Source organism: Anaeromyxobacter soli, from assembly GCF_022808855.1.
Taxonomy (GTDB): domain Bacteria; phylum Myxococcota; class Myxococcia; order Myxococcales; family Anaeromyxobacteraceae; genus Anaeromyxobacter; species Anaeromyxobacter soli.
The window spans coordinates 5,632-19,591 of sequence record NZ_JAKZLF010000023.1 but is presented as its reverse complement, the minus strand read 5'-3'; the positions used below and the strand labels follow the sequence as shown (position 1 = coordinate 19,591).

Here is a 13,960-nt window from a genome sequence, read left to right as displayed (position 1 = left end):
CCTCCCGCGAGGGGCGGACTCGAGCGCGTCAGGCGGTGGGGCCGACGCCGGGCGCGGCCAGCGCTCTCTCCACGTCGCGCCGCGAGTAGCCCTCGGGCCTGTCCGACGGCGGGTGGGAGAGGAAGCTCGCCACGATCTTCCCGAGGTAGATCTCGAGCGGCTCGTGGCGGAAGCCGAGCTCGTTCCAGGCGCGGCTCGGGTCGACGAACGACATCCAGCGGCCGCTGAAGGGCGAGACCCGCAGCGGGTCGAGGCCGGCGGCCCGGATTCGCTCCGACGGGATCGCGACCACGTCCGCGGCGCTGCCGAGGTGGTGGCGGAGGAGCGCCATGAGCTCGGCGAGCGTGGGCGTCTCCTGCTGCGCCACGTTGTAGGCCTTCCCGAAGGTCTCCTTGCGGCCGAGGAGCTCCACGAGGAAGCGCGCCACCTCGCCGCCGTAGACGTGGCGGACGCGGTGCTCGCCGCCGTCGGGCAGGATGACCGGGCCGCCGTCCACGAGCCGCCACAGGTACGACTCCATCCGGCGGTGGTAGTCGCGCTCGCCGTTCACCATCGGGATGCGCACGCGCGTCGCGGGGAACGCGCTCGCCGCGACGAGCGCGTCCTCGCAGGCGCGCTTGCCGAGGCCGTAGTCCCAGTCGGCGAGGTCGGCCGGGTCCGCCGGGCGCGCCATCACCGGCCCGTCGTAGTCCTCCTCGCGCGCGGGCGCGGGCGCCCCCTCGCGCACGAGGTAGACCTGGCCCGTCGAGACCATGACGTAGTGGCCGCAGTCGCGGAACAGCTCCGTAGCGCGCCGGCCGTCCTCGCCGGTGAACGCGGCGAGATCCACGACCGCGTCGAAGCGGCGGCCCTGGAGGAGGCGGCCGAGATCGCGCGAGGTGCGGTCCGCGACGATCCGGTCCACGCGCCCGCCGAACGGATCCGCCAGGCGGCCGCGGTTGAGGAGGGTGACCTGATGGCCCGCCGCGAGGAGGCGGAAGCCGAGGAGCCAGCCGACGAACCGGTTGCCGCCGATGACGAGGACGTCCACGCTTCAGTCCCTCCGCGCCCGTACCTGCCCCCGCCCGCGGGCTCGCGTCAAGGAAACTGCGCGTCCGAGGAGCGCCCCCGGCCGTCGCGGAGGCGCCCGCGATCGGGCAGACTCGGGGTCATGACCCCCGAAGAGTTCCGCAAGCTCGGCCACGCGCTCGTCGACTGGGTCGCCGACTACCGCGAACGGCTGCCGTCCCTGCCCGTCATGAGCCCCGTCGCGCCCGGCGCCATCCGCGCGCGCTTCCCGGCGGAGCCGCCCGCGGAAGGTGGCCGGCTGGCCGAGGCGATCGCCGCGCTCGACGACGCCATCCTCCCCGGCATCACTCACTGGAATCACCCCGCCTTCTTCGCCTACTTCCCCTCGAACACGAGCCTCGCCTCCGTCCTCGGCGATCTCGTCGCGGCCGGCCTCGGCGCGCAGGGGATGAGCTGGCAGACCTCTCCCGCGGCGACCGAGGTGGAGGAGGTCGTGATGGGCTGGATCCGCCGGATGATCGGGCTCCCGCCCGAGCTCGTCGGCGTCGTGCAGGACACCGCCTCCACCTCCACGCTCACGGCGCTCCTCTGCGCCCGGGAGCGGGCGAGCGGCTTCTCGCAGAACGGGGCGGGCCTCCAGGCCGGAGCGGCGCCGCTCGTCGTCTACGCCTCGGACCAGGCGCACAGCTCGATCGAGAAGGCGGCGCTGCTCGCCGGCTTCGGCAAGGCGCACCTGCGGCTCGTCGGGACGGACGACGCGCACGCGCTCCGGCTCGATCTCCTCGAGCGCGCCATCGCGGAGGACCTCGCGAGGGGGAACAGGCCGTGCGCCCTCGTGGCCGCGACCGGCACGACGTCCACGACCGCGCTCGACCCGGTGGCCGGGATGGCCGACCTCGCCGCGCGCCACGGGATGTGGCTGCACGTGGACGCCGCGCTCGCGGGCACGGCGATGGTGCTGCCGGAGTGCCGCTGGATGTGGGCGGGCGTGGAGCGCGCGGACTCGATCGTGTTCAACCCGCACAAGTGGATGGGGATCGGCTTCGACTTCAGCGCCTACTTCGTGCGCGACCCGCAGCACCTCGTGCGCGTCATGAGCACGAACCCGTCGTACCTCCGGACCGCGCACGACGCGGTGGTGAACAACTTCCGCGACTGGGGCATCCCGCTCGGCCGCCGGTTCCGCGCGCTCAAGGGCTGGTTCCACCTCGTGGACGAGGGCGTCATCGCGATGCAGGCCCGCATCCGCCGCGACCTCGCGAACGCGCAGTGGCTGAAGGAGCAGGTGGACGCCACGACCGGCTGGGAGCGGCTCGCGCCCGTGCCGCTCCAGACCCTGTGCCTGCGCCACGTCCCCGGAGGCGCCCTGGACGAGCGGGCGCTCGCCGAGCACAACCTGGGGATCGCGCGGCGGGTGAACGACGGTGGCCGCGCGTACGTGACGCCGAGCGTGCTCAAGGGAAAGCAGATGATCCGCGTGTCGATCGGCGCGACCGGCACGGAGCGCGCCGACGTCGAGCGGGTGTGGGCGGAGCTGAGGGAGGCGGCGGGGAGGCGCTGAGGGCGAGCCGAACGGCGGCAGCGAGGGCCGAGGGCAAACTCGCACCTCGACCTCGACCTCGACCCGGACCACCTCTCCCGGTTGCCCGCCGCCCCGCTCCGTCGCATAACTCCGCGCGATGAAGACCCCCGCGGGCGAGCTCCTCCTCCTGGTGCCCACCACGAGCTACCGGCTCGACGACTTCCAGGCCGCCGCGCGCCGGCTGGGCGTGCCGCTCGTCGTCGGAAGCGATCTGTGCCACCGGATCGAGGACGCCTTCGGCGCCCAGCCGGATCTCATCCCGCTCGATTACCGCCGGCCGGAGCGGGCGGCCGAGCAGATCGTCGAGGCGGCGGCGCGGCGGCCGATCCGCGGGATCGTGCCGGCGAGCGATCCCACCGCCGTCATCGCCGCGCTGGCGGCGGAGCGGCTCGGGCTGCCCCACAACCCGCCGGAGGCCGCGCGGCGGGCGGCGAACAAGCACGCGATGCGAGCGGCGCTCAGGGCGGCGGGCGTACCCGTGCCGGAGTTCGCCCTGCACGACCTCGACGGTGATCCGGAGGCGGCGGCGCGGTCGAGCCCGTACCCGTGCGTCCTGAAGCCGCTCATCTTCTCGGCGAGTCGCGGGGTCATCCGCGCCGACGATGCGGCCGGGTTCGTGGCGGCCTGGCGGCGGATCGCACGGCTCCTGCGCGACACGAAGGCGGAGCGGCGCCCGCGCGGCGAGGACGAGGCGCACGAGGTGCTCGTGGAGGCGTTCGTCCCCGGCGCGGAGGTCGCGCTCGAGGGGCTCCTGCGCGGCGGGACGCTCGAGGTGCTCGCGCTCTTCGACAAGCCGGATCCGCTCGACGGCCCGTACTTCGAGGAGACCCTGTACGTCACGCCGTCGCGTCACCCGGCCGCGCTCCAGCGCGAGGTGGAGCGGGTCGTCGCGGACGGAGCGCGGGCGCTCGGGCTCCGCGAGGGCCCGGTGCACGCGGAGCTGCGGCTCTCCCCGGCCGGCCCGGTGGTCCTCGAGATCGCGGCGCGCTCGATCGGCGGGCTCTGCTCGCGCACGCTCCGCTTCGGGGCCGGGCTGACGCTCGAGGAGGTCCTCGTCGCCCACGCGGTGGGGCTGCCGCTCCAGTCGATCCGGCGCGAGCAGCGCGCCTCGGGCGTGATGATGATCCCCATCCCCCGGCGCGGGATCCTCCACGCCGTGCGCGGCCTGGAGGCGGCGAGGGCGGTGCCGGACGTCGTCGACCTCGTCGTGACGGCCGAGGTGGGGCGCGAGGTGGTGCCGTTGCCCGAGGGCGAGGCGTACCTGGGCTTCCTCTTCGCCAAGGCCGAGTCGCCGGCCGCGGTGGAGGCGGCGCTGCGCGAGGGGCATCGCCGGCTGGAGCTCGACATCCGCGCGCCCCTGCCGACCGTCTGAGCGCCCGGCGGTCCGTGCGCCCCGACGGGGCGCCGGGGACATCACGGATTCCTCTGCACGGCAGCCATCATATCCTCGACGGTGCGTGGGACCCGGGGGACGGCTGGAGCAGAGGACGCGGGAACTGCTCGCCGCGGACGACGTGCGGGGGGCCGCCACCGAGGTCCTGCGCGAGCTGGGGCCGCACGTCCTGCGCTATCTCCGCTCGATCATCCGGGACGAGGACGACGCGCGCGACGCGTTCTCGGTGTTCGCCGAGGACCTCTGGCGCGGGCTCCCGGAGTTTCGCTTCGAGGCCCCCCTGCGAAGCTGGTGTTACCGGGTGGCCTGGCACGCCGCCCTCCGCGTCCGGAACGACAGCTACCGGCGGCACGGCCGGCGGCTCGAGACGGGGGAGGCCTCGGCGCTCGCCGCCGAGCTCCACACGACGGAGCCCCGCCTCGAGGGACAGCTCCGCTCGCTCGAGGCGCTCCGCGAGGCGCTCTCCCCCGAGGAGCAGTCGCTCCTCGTGCTGCGGGTGGATCAGCAGCTCCCGTGGGAGGAGGTGTCGCTCGTGCAGCTGGGAGACGCCGACCCGAGGAGCGTCGCGACGCTCCGGAAGAAGTTCGAGCGGCTGAAGGAGCGGCTCGCGCGGCTCGCGCGGGCGCGGGGCCTCATCGACTGACGACGACCACCGGCCGACGACGACTACCCCGCCTCAGCCGACGACGAACACGGTGCAGGAGCGGGCGCCGTGCGCGCCGATGACGAGCGCCTGCTCGATGTCGGCGGTCTTCGACGGGCCGGCGATGAAGAGGCCGTAGCCGCGCGGCAGCGCCGCCACCCGCGCGCAGGCCTCGTGCATGTCGTTCACGATCTCCGCCGCGGGGACGACGAGCGCGAGGTGCTGCGTCACCACGAACACGGCGCGGTCGTGGAGCGACGCGCCGGACACCCACACCGCGCCGTTCTCGGCCACCCCGAAGACGCCCGGCAGCACCGCCAGGTCGATGCCCTCGAGCTCGTGGGGATCGCCGAGCGCGTCGAGCGCCACGTTCCCCGGACCGGCGTCCGTCACTGCCGAGGCGACGCGCTTCGCGCCGAGCCGCTCCGCGAGCGCCGCCACCTCCGCGGCGAGCGCCGCGCCGGTCGCGACCCGCACCGCGGCGCCGGCGACGGCGACGACCGCGGCCTCGAACTGCGCGCGCCGGTCGGCGAAGGGGGCGGCGAGGCCCCCCGTCTCCGCGCGCTCCGCCGGCGGCGGCGCCGCCGCGCGCAGCCTCTGCAGGATCTCTTCCCGGCTAGACACGCGGCCTCCGCTCCTTCCGGTAGAGCTCCCGGAAGCTCTGCGCCGGCATCGGCGGCAGCTCGCGCTGTCGTCCCCAGACGTTCCAGCGGGCGTAGAGGACGCCGCGCGGCAGGTGTCGCCCGAGGAAGCGCGCCACCGCGCCGGCGACGAGGTAGGCCAGCTTCGTGCGCAGCACGAACGCGGCGAGCCGCATGCCGAGCCGCTTCGAGGCGGGCTGTGCGCCGCGCTCGGCGAGATCGCGGCGGCTCCCGAGGATCTGCTCGTGGAGCGGGATCTTCACCGGGCACACGTCGTCGCACGAGCCGCAGAGGCTGGAGGCGAAGGGGAGCGACGCATGGGCGTCGCCGCCGCGCGCGCTCGCGAGGACGATCCCGATGGGCCCGGGGATCGTGTACGTGTAGCTGTAGCCACCGCTCCGCCGGTACACGGGGCAGGTGTTCATGCACGCGGCGCAGCGGATGCAGTGGAGCGCGCGGCGGTACTGCTCCCTGGCGAGGAGCGCGCTCCGCCCGTTGTCGACGACCACGACGTGCAGCTCGCCGCCGCGCATCGGGCCGAGGAAATGGGTGGTGTAGGTGGTGCAGGGCTGACCGGTCGCGGACCGCGCGAGGAGCCGCAGGAACACGGCCAGGTCCTCGAGCCGCGGGATGACCTTCTCCACGCCCATGGACGCGATGTGGAGGGGCGGGAGCGAGGTGCCCATGTCGGCGTTGCCCTCGTTCGTGCAGACGACGATCCCGCCCGTCTCGGCCACCGCGAAGTTCACGCCGGTGAGCCCCGCCTGCGCCGCCATGAACCGCTGGCGCAGGTGGCCGCGGGCGGCCTCGGTGAGGCGGGTCGGGTCGGCGAGCCCCGCGGGCGTGCCGATCTTCTCGTGGAACAGCTCCCCGATCTCCTCCTTCTTCTTGTGGATCGCCGGCATCACGATGTGCGACGGCGGCTCCTTCGCGAGCTGCACGATGCGCTCGCCGAGATCCGTGTCCGTCACCTCGATCCCGCGGGCCTCGAGGTACGGGTTCAGGTGGCACTCCTCGGTGAGCATCGACTTCGACTTCACGAGGCGGGTCACGCCGCGCTCGGCGAGGAGGCGGTGGACGATCGCGTTGTGCTCGTCGGCGTCGCGCGCCCAGTGGACGACCGCGCCCGCCGCCGTGGCGTTCCGCTCGAACTCCTCGAGGTAGTCGGCGAGCCTCGACTGGGTGTGCGCCTTGATGCGCGAGGCCACCTCGCGGAGCCGCTCCCACTCGGGCACGGCCGACGCGGCGCGGTCGCGCTTCGCCCGCACGAACCAGACCGCCTGGTCGTGCCAGTGGACGTGGGGTTCGTCCCGCAGGAAGGCGGCCGCGCGCTGCGCGTGGTCGGCCCCGCCCGACCGGAGCACCGGGAGCGAGTCGCTCATGGCATGGCCTCCGCGAGGACCTCGGCGACGTGCCGGAACGCGAGGGGCGCCTTCGCCCGCCGCGCGAGGCCATCCATGTGCATCAGGCAGGACACGTCGGTGCCGGTGACGATCTCGGCGCCCGCCCTCACGTGGTCGGCGATCCGGTCGCGCCCCATCATGCAGGAGACCGCCTCCTCGACGACGGCGAACGTGCCCCCGAACCCGCAGCACTCGTCGGCGCGCGTGAGCGGCACGAGCTCGATGCCCTCGAGCGAGGAGAGGAGGCTCGCGACCTTGCTGTAGCGCGCCTCCATCAGCTCGCTGGCGCTGCCGAGCCGGAGCTCACGCAGGCCGTGGCAGCTCTGGTGCAGCCCGACCTTGCGCGGGTACCGGCCGGCGATGCGCCCGAGCCCGAGCACGTCGGTGATGAACTCGCAGAGCTCGTAGGTCGCGCGCTTCACGGCCTCGAGCCCGGGCGCGCCGGGGACGAGCGCGTCGTAGTGGTTTCGCACCATCGACGCGCAGCTCCCGGACGGGCAGACGACGTGCTCGAACCCGCCGAACACCTCGAGGAAGCGGCGCGCGAGCGGCGCCGCGTCGGCGGCGAAGCCGGCGTTCGCCATGGGCTGGCCGCAGCAGGTCTGCTCCTCGGGGTAGACGACGTCCACCCCGAGCTTCTCGAGCACGCGCACGGTGGCGAGCCCGACCTGCGGGTAGAGCTGGTCGACGTAGCAGGGGATGAAGAGGGCGACCTTCACGTGGCCTCGGGCGGAGGGGCGGCGAGCGCCGCCCCTCGGCGGTGGGGGGTCACTTCGGCGGCGGCACCGGGATGACCCCGGGGAAGACGTAGGCCTGCAGCATCGCGATGATCCCGATGAACGCGGCGAGCGCGATCGAGTGCCACCAGACGGTGCGGAAGATCGGGCCGAGCGCGTGCGTCCGCTCCTTCGGGCTCTCGTAGCAGGCGGCGCACGCGACCATGATCGACTGCGCGTCGATCATCTTGCCCATCACGCCGCCCGTCGAGTTCGTCGCCACGATGAGGATCTCGTTCAGCTTCAGCTGCTGGGCGGTGATGCGCTGGAGGCTCCCGAAGAGCGCGTTCGAGGCGGTGTCCGAGCCGGTCAGGAAGACGCCGAGCCAGCCGAGGTAGGCGGCGAAGAACGGGTACATGAAGCCCGCCTTCGTGAACGCGAGCCCGAGGACCGCGTCGGTGCCCGAGTAGCGCGTGAGGTAGCCGAGCCCGAGCACCTGCCCGATGACGAGGACCGGGATCTTCATGCGGTGGAGGGTCCGGCTCGTGGCGTCCTTCCACTGGGCCGCGGTCATGCGGAGCGCGAGGCCGGAGAGGATGGCGGCGACGAACACGCCGGTGCCCGCGGCCGAGAGCCAGTTGATGGTGAACCGCGCGGCCTCGGGCTTGGCGTTCGGCAGGGCGACGGGGGGCATGCGCTGCACGAGGTTGTGGAGCGCGGGCATGTCCCAGCCCGGGAGCGAGAGCGTGCCGCTGAACTTGGACCCGAGGAGCGTCGTCGAGAACTTCGCGTCGGCGAGGAGGTTGTTGAGGAACGCCTTGAACGACGGCATGCCCCAGAGCGCGCACGCGGCGATGAGGATCGCCCACGGCAGCCACGCGTAGACGGTCTGACGGACCGTGTAGGGGTACTCCCACGAGTGGTCGGTCGTGTCGCGGCCGGCCGCCCCGACGCTCGCCGCGGCGGCGCGGGCGCGCGCCTCGCGCTCGGAGCGCAGGAGGAAGCGCGTCTTCGGGTGCCACACGAAGCGCAGGAAGAGCGCGGTGCAGACGACGGAGAAGACGCCGGAGACGACGTCGGTCATGAGGTGGAAGGAGTTCGTGCCGGAGGCGAAGTACTGCATGATCGCGAACGAGGCGCCGGAGACGAGCGTCGCCGGCCAGACCTCGAAGGCCTCCTTCCACGTGCCGCCCTCCATCTTGACGAAGGTGACGACGAGCCAGAACGGGACGAGCAGCGACGCGAAGGGGAGCTGGTGGCCGGCCATCGCCGAGAGCGTCACCTGATCGAGGCCGCTCACCGCCGCGAGCGTGACGATCGGCGTGCCGATCGCGCCCCACGCCACGGGGGCGGTGTTCGCGAGGAGGTTCAGCACCGCGGACTGGAAGGGGGAGAAGCCGAGGCCGACCATGACGGCGCCCGCGATCGCGACCGGGGTGCCGAAGCCGGAGGTGCCCTCGATGATCGCGCCGAAGGAGAAGGCGATGAGGAGCACCTGGAGGCGGCGGTCGAACGAGATGTGGATGATCGACTCCTTCACGATCTCGAACTTCCCGGTGATCACCGTCATCGTGTAGAGGAACATCGCCGCGAGCACGATCCAGATGATCCCCAGGAAGCCCGAGAGCGACCCGTACGCGAACGCGGAGACGGCCGAGGTCACCGGCATGCCGAACGGGAGGCACGAGACGAGGAAGGCCGCGATGACGCCGTAGAGCGCGGCGTACGGCGCCGCGATGCCGAGGTGGCGCCGCCCGAGCTCGTCGCGGTGCGGGTGGAGCGCGATGAAGTACAGCAGGGTCAGGATGGGGATCGCCGCCACGAGCGTGGAAAGGAAGGCGTTCCCCAGCGGATTGTAGTTCTGGTGGTACATGCGGTTCCCTCCCGCGCGATGACTGCCTGGTGGGTGCAGACGAGGGCTGCTTGCAGCTCCGGGACGATCGAGGTGGCCGCCGCGAGGCCGCCGGGCGGCGTGGTGGAGGACGGGGTCACGAGGGCGTCTCCTCCGACGGCGCGGCGGCGGTGCCGAGGCGCCCGCGCGCCTCCGGGAGTCGGGCCGCGGACGGCGTGGACGCGCAGCGGTCGACGAGCACGGCGAGCGACCGGTAGGGGACGCCGGCGTGCGCGGAGAGGCCGATCTCGCAGGTGCGCGAGGACGAGTACCCGGCCCGGCACTCCGGGGGCAGCGCGGCGGGCAGCGCCGCGAGCGCGGACGCGTTCAGCTCCGGATGCGTGAAGCCGCGATCTCCCGCGAACCCGCAGCACCCCACGCCGGCGGGGACCACAACCCGCTCCGCGCACGCGGCGGCGACGCGGCGGTAGGTCTCCGAGAGCCCCGCCTTGACCGCGCTGCACGTGACGTGGAGCGCGACGGGCCCGGGCTCGCGCGCGAGCGAGAGGCGGGGGAGGAGGAAGCGATCGATGAACTCGACCGGGTCGAAGATGGCGAGCGATCCGGCGACGAGGTGCTTCATCCGGTAGGCGCAGGGGCTCGTGTCGAAGAGGATCGGGAGCTCGCCGCCCTCGCTCGCGGCCAGGAGCGCCGCCTCGAGCTCGCGGCCCTTCCGCTCCGCCTGGGCGGGGAAGCCCTTCGACTCGAAGGGCATGCCGCAGCAGAGGTCCTCCATCCGGTCCGGGAAGACCACGTCGCAGCGGGCCTTGGCGAGGAGCGAGGAGAGCGCGGCGTAGACCGGCGGGGCCTCGTCGCCGCGCGCGGGCCCCATGGTCCGGGCGACGCAGCTCGGGAAGTAGACGACGCGGAGGTCGGCGCCGGTCGCGGTGGGGGCGAGGCGCGGCCGGACGGGCCGCGGCATCGCGGTGCTCCAGAGCGGGAGCCTCCCCAGGCTCGCCCGCCGCGCCCCGCGCGCGAGGGCGCTCATCGCGGTGGTCCCGAGCACCGCGTGCGCCGCGTTCGCGACGCCGAGGGCCGCGCGCGCGACCGAGCCCACCACCGCGAAGTGCTCCGCGGCCGCGGTCGCCGCCGCGCCGTCCTCGGCGTGCCGCTGCGCCCGGAGCCACTTCGTGTGCGCGCCGGTGTCGATCGCGACGGGGCAGGCGGTGGCGCACAGGCCGTCGGTCGCGCAGGTCTCCTCGCCCATGTAGGCGTAGTCCGCCTCGAGGCGCCGCAGCCGCTCGGGGTCCTCGGCGGTGACGCGCAGCCGCGCGATCTCGCGCTGGACCACGATGCGCTGCCGCGGCGTCGTCGTGAGCTCGCGCGACGGGCAGCGCGGCTCGCAGAACCCGCACTCGATGCACCGGTCGATGATCGGGTGCGCGCGCGGCAGCGGCTTCAGCGCCTTCAGGTGGGCGCCCGGGTCGCCGTTGATGATCACGCCGGGGTTGAGGAGCGTCCCGGGGTCGAAGAGGGCCTTCACGCGCCGCATGAGCCCGTACGCCTTCGCGCCCCACTCGAGCTCGACGTACGGCGCGATGTTGCGGCCCGTCCCGTGCTCCGCTTTCAGCGAGCCGTCGTACTTCCTCGCGACCATCTGGCAGACGTCGTCCATGAAGCGCGCGTAGCGCGTCACCTCCTCGACGTCCCCGAAGTCGGGCGTGAAGACGAAGTGCAGGTTCCCGTCGAGGGCATGCCCGAAGATGATCGCGTCCCCGTAGCCGTGCTCCCCGAGCAGCCGCCGCAGGTCGAGCGTGCCCTCCGCCATGCGCGCGATCGGGAACGCCACGTCCTCGATCACGACGGTCGTGCCGACGCGCCGCGCCGCGCCGACCGCGGGGAAGAGGCCGCGCCGCACGTCCCAGAGCCGCTCGTACTCCGCCTTCACCGGCGTGAACCTCACCGGGTAGAGCGCCGGGACGGGCGCCATCCGCAGCTGGCACGCGGCGATCTGCTCCTCGAGCGCGGCGGCGGAGCCGGCGCGCGTCTCGATGAGCAGGGCGGCGGCGCCCTCCACGAGGCCGCGCAGCTCGGGCGGCATCCCCGGCTTCCCCTCCACGGCGCGCAGGGACGCGCGATCCATGAGCTCGACGGCAGCGACCGGGCCGCCGGCGAGGAGCTGGGTGGCGCGGGCGGCCTCGCCGATGTCGGGGAAGAAGGCGAGCGCGCTGGCCTTGTGCGGCTGCTCCTCGACTGTGCGGTAGGTGATCTCGGCGATGAAGGCGAGCGTCCCCTCCGAGCCGACGAGGAGGTGCAGCAGGATGTCGATCGGATCCTCGAAGTCCACGAACGCGTTGAGCGCGTAGCCGGTCGTGTTCTTGATGCGGAACTTCTCGGCGATGCGCGCGCGGAGCGCGGGGTCGGCGCGGATCTCGTCGCGGATCTCCGCGAGGCCGCGCACGAGCTCGGGGCGGGCACGGGCGAGCCGCGCGCGCGACTCGGGGTCGGCGGTGTCGAGGGCGGTCCCATCCGCCAGGACCACCTTCATGCTCTCCACGGTGCGGTAGGTGTTCTGGGCCGTCCCGCAGCACATGCCGGAGGAGTTGTTCGCGGCGATGCCGCCCACCATGCACGCGCCGATCGAGGCGGGGTCGGGGCCGAGCTTTCGCCCGTACGGCGCGAGCGCGAGGTTCACGTCGGCGCCGATGACGCCGGGCTCGCAGACGACGCGCGCGCCCCCGTCCAGCACGGAGAGGCCGCGGAAGCCCCCCGCGACGAGCGCGAGCACGGAGTCGGAGATGGACTGGCCCGAGAGGCTCGTGCCCGCCGCGCGGAAGGTCACGGGCAGCCCGAGCGCGCCGGTCTCGGAGAGGAGGCGGGCGACCTCGTCGGCGGACCGGAGCTGCACGACGAGCTTCGGGATGAGCCGATAGAAGCTCGCGTCCGTGCCGAACGCGAGGCAACGGAGCGGATCGGCGATGATCCGATCGCCGGGGAGGTGCACGGCGAGGATGTCGTGGAGCCGCCGGTACGGCCCGGGCAACGTGCGGATGTCCTTGCGCTCGGCCATGAGTCTCGAGACTCCAGCACCTCCGGTTCGCCCCGCCTCGCGGCAAGTGGGCGACCGGCGCTCCGCGTCGTGCGTCCGGTCGTACGCACGGGTTGATCGGTATGCCAAGAAATGGCGACCCCGTGCGCGGTCCGGACGGGGCCGCAGGAGCGCCGCGCCGCGTCACGCGCGCGCCGCCGCGCGTCACGGAGACGCGCCCGGAACGGGATCCTCCGCCCCAGGCGGGCGGGTGGGCCCCAGGCGGCAGGGCTCGAGCCCGCCTGCTCTCGCGACGGCGTCAGGGGAGGCGCGACTCCCGGTCGAGGAGCTCGGCGCGGGTGCGGCGCCGCGGTGGGAGAGGGTCACTCGAGCGGAGCCAACTGCCCCGCGGTGGGCTCAGCTCAACAGAACCAGGACTCGGTGAGGCGCGGCACCCGCCGCTGGTCCGGGGCGAGCACGCGGACGTGGCCATGGGGTCGCCCGGCCGAGGCGAGCGCGAGCGCCTTCACCCGGGCGACCGTCGCGAGGGGAGGCTCGCCCGAGGTCGACCCGGCCGCCACCTCCGCCGCCACCCGCGCCTGCAGCGAGTCCATGCGCGGGTCGGGGTGGCGCCAGCGCCAGGTGAGCCCCGCGGCGTCGAGCCCGTCGAACGGGATGCTCGGCTCGCCCTCGAGCAGCGAGCCCGGCGGGACGAGCAGCCGGATCGAGAGCTGGACGGGGTCGAGGTTCTGCATCCACCCGCGCGCCTCGAGGAGATCGAGGAGCTCCAGGTAGTCGTCGAGCGTCGCCCAGGGGGTGAACGGGAGGAGCGAGGGGCGCAGCGGCACGCCCGACGCGGCCGCGAGCTCGAACGCGGCGAGCGCGTCGGCCCGGGTGTGGCCCTTCGCGAGCCTGGAGAGGACCTCGTCGGAGAACGACTCGACCGCGGAGGTCACGAACAGCGCCCCGTGTCCGGCGAGCTCGCGGAGCGCGGCCGGCGCGCCGAGGAGGTGCTCGACCTTGGCGGTGAAGTCGAACGTGAGCGCCGGGAAGCGGGCGTGGATCGCGCTCGCGACGCGGAGCGCGTGCGCGGGGCCGTTCAGGAAGTCCGGATCGCCGAAGGTGACGTGCTCCACGCCCTGCGCCACCTGGCGGGCGACGTCCTCCACGACCGCCTCGACGGGGACCGCGAAGAAGCGCCCGTCGTAGACGGCCGGGAGCGGGCAGTGCCGGCAGCGGTGCTTGCAGCCGCGGCTCGCCTCCGTGTAGCCGGCGAGGCGGAGCGCGCCGTCGGCCCCTGCGAGCCGCGCGTAGCGCTCGGGTGGCGGGAGCCCCTCGCGGCTCGGGACGGGGTAGTCGAGCCGGCGCCGGAGCGCCGCCGCGCCGCCGCGCTCCACGAACCGGTCGAGCGGCGCGCCCTGCTCGATCGCGCGCGCGAGCAAGACGAGCTCCTCGTCGGACTCCCCGCCGAGCACCGCCGCCGCGCCGGCGGCGACGAGCAGGTCGGCGTTGAGGGGCGCGTAGACCCCGTGGAAGCAGAGGACGGCGCCGGGGGCGAGGGCGCGGATCCGCGCCGCGGCCTTGAGGCCGAGCACGAGCGCGGTGTGCATCGGGACCGACAGCGCCACGAGCCGCGCGCGCCGCACGCGGGCGGGGTCGAGGCGGGCGGCCCCGCGGGGGGCGGGCGCCGGCGCGGCACCCGCGGCCCGCCCGCC

General features: G+C 74.0%; 10 protein-coding genes. 3 read left to right on the top strand and 7 right to left on the bottom strand.

Annotated elements, in window-relative coordinates; all coding sequences use genetic code 11:
• Positions 1–28: 28 nt before the first annotated feature.
• A complete protein-coding gene (locus MLV88_RS15655; RefSeq protein ID WP_242340317.1) occupies positions 29–1,030 on the bottom strand; it encodes an NAD-dependent epimerase/dehydratase family protein in 1,002 nt (333 codons plus the stop codon).
• A 120-nt stretch (positions 1,031–1,150) separates the two neighbouring features.
• Between MLV88_RS15655 and MLV88_RS15650 the strand changes: the two genes are divergently transcribed.
• The 3 genes from MLV88_RS15650 to MLV88_RS15640 all read left to right on the top strand — a co-directional run bounded on the left by MLV88_RS15650 (position 1,151) and on the right by MLV88_RS15640 (position 4,626).
• Positions 1,151–2,569, top strand: a complete 1,419-nt coding sequence (locus MLV88_RS15650; RefSeq protein ID WP_243337932.1) for a pyridoxal phosphate-dependent decarboxylase family protein — start codon at positions 1,151–1,153, stop codon at positions 2,567–2,569.
• A gap of 118 nt (positions 2,570–2,687) precedes the next feature.
• Positions 2,688–3,962: an ATP-grasp domain-containing protein gene (locus MLV88_RS15645; protein WP_242340319.1), complete on the top strand. Its 1,275-nt coding sequence runs from the start codon at positions 2,688–2,690 to the stop codon at positions 3,960–3,962.
• 85 nt (positions 3,963–4,047) lie between these two features.
• Entirely contained in the window at positions 4,048–4,626 is a 579-nt protein-coding gene (locus MLV88_RS15640) for an RNA polymerase sigma factor (RefSeq protein ID WP_242340320.1), read from the top strand.
• A 33-nt stretch (positions 4,627–4,659) separates the two neighbouring features.
• Here the strand turns inward: MLV88_RS15640 and MLV88_RS15635 are convergent, their stop codons facing one another.
• The 6 genes from MLV88_RS15635 to MLV88_RS15610 form a co-directional block, all read right to left on the bottom strand.
• Positions 4,660–5,250 (bottom strand): LutC/YkgG family protein, encoded by a 591-nt coding sequence (locus MLV88_RS15635; RefSeq protein WP_242340321.1) that lies wholly within the window; start codon positions 5,248–5,250, stop codon positions 4,660–4,662.
• Positions 5,243–6,649, bottom strand: a complete 1,407-nt coding sequence (locus tag MLV88_RS15630; RefSeq protein ID WP_243337931.1) for a lactate utilization protein B — start codon at positions 6,647–6,649, stop codon at positions 5,243–5,245. Before MLV88_RS15630 ends, MLV88_RS15635 begins: the two co-directional genes overlap by 8 nt.
• The gene (locus MLV88_RS15625; protein WP_242340323.1) at positions 6,646–7,389 is read right to left on the bottom strand and encodes a (Fe-S)-binding protein; all 744 of its coding nucleotides are present in this window, start codon (positions 7,387–7,389) and stop codon (positions 6,646–6,648) included. The genes MLV88_RS15630 and MLV88_RS15625 overlap by 4 nt, the downstream gene beginning before the upstream one ends.
• Before the next feature lie 49 nt (positions 7,390–7,438).
• On the bottom strand, positions 7,439–9,259 hold the full coding sequence (locus MLV88_RS15620) for an L-lactate permease (protein WP_242340324.1): 1,821 nt from the start codon (positions 9,257–9,259) through the stop codon (positions 7,439–7,441).
• Positions 9,260–9,374: 115 nt separating this feature from the next.
• Positions 9,375–12,287 carry an FAD-binding and (Fe-S)-binding domain-containing protein gene (locus tag MLV88_RS15615; RefSeq protein WP_242340325.1) on the bottom strand — a complete coding sequence of 971 codons (2,913 nt, stop codon included), beginning with the start codon at positions 12,285–12,287 and terminating at the stop codon, positions 9,375–9,377.
• 380 nt (positions 12,288–12,667) lie between these two features.
• Positions 12,668–13,960 (bottom strand): CUAEP/CCAEP-tail radical SAM (seleno)protein (locus tag MLV88_RS15610; protein ID WP_243337930.1); only part of this gene is annotated, 1,293 nt, incomplete at its 5' end.

Coding starts and splice junctions, on each gene's coding strand:
- MLV88_RS15650 (WP_243337932.1), top strand. CDS start 1,151: ATGACCCCCGAAGAGTTCCGCAAGCTCGGCCACGCGCTCGTCGACTGG.
- MLV88_RS15645 (WP_242340319.1), top strand. CDS start 2,688: ATGAAGACCCCCGCGGGCGAGCTCCTCCTCCTGGTGCCCACCACGAGC.
- MLV88_RS15630 (WP_243337931.1), bottom strand. CDS start 6,649: ATGAGCGACTCGCTCCCGGTGCTCCGGTCGGGCGGGGCCGACCACGCG.
- MLV88_RS15620 (WP_242340324.1), bottom strand. CDS start 9,259: ATGTACCACCAGAACTACAATCCGCTGGGGAACGCCTTCCTTTCCACG.
- MLV88_RS15615 (WP_242340325.1), bottom strand. CDS start 12,287: ATGGCCGAGCGCAAGGACATCCGCACGTTGCCCGGGCCGTACCGGCGG.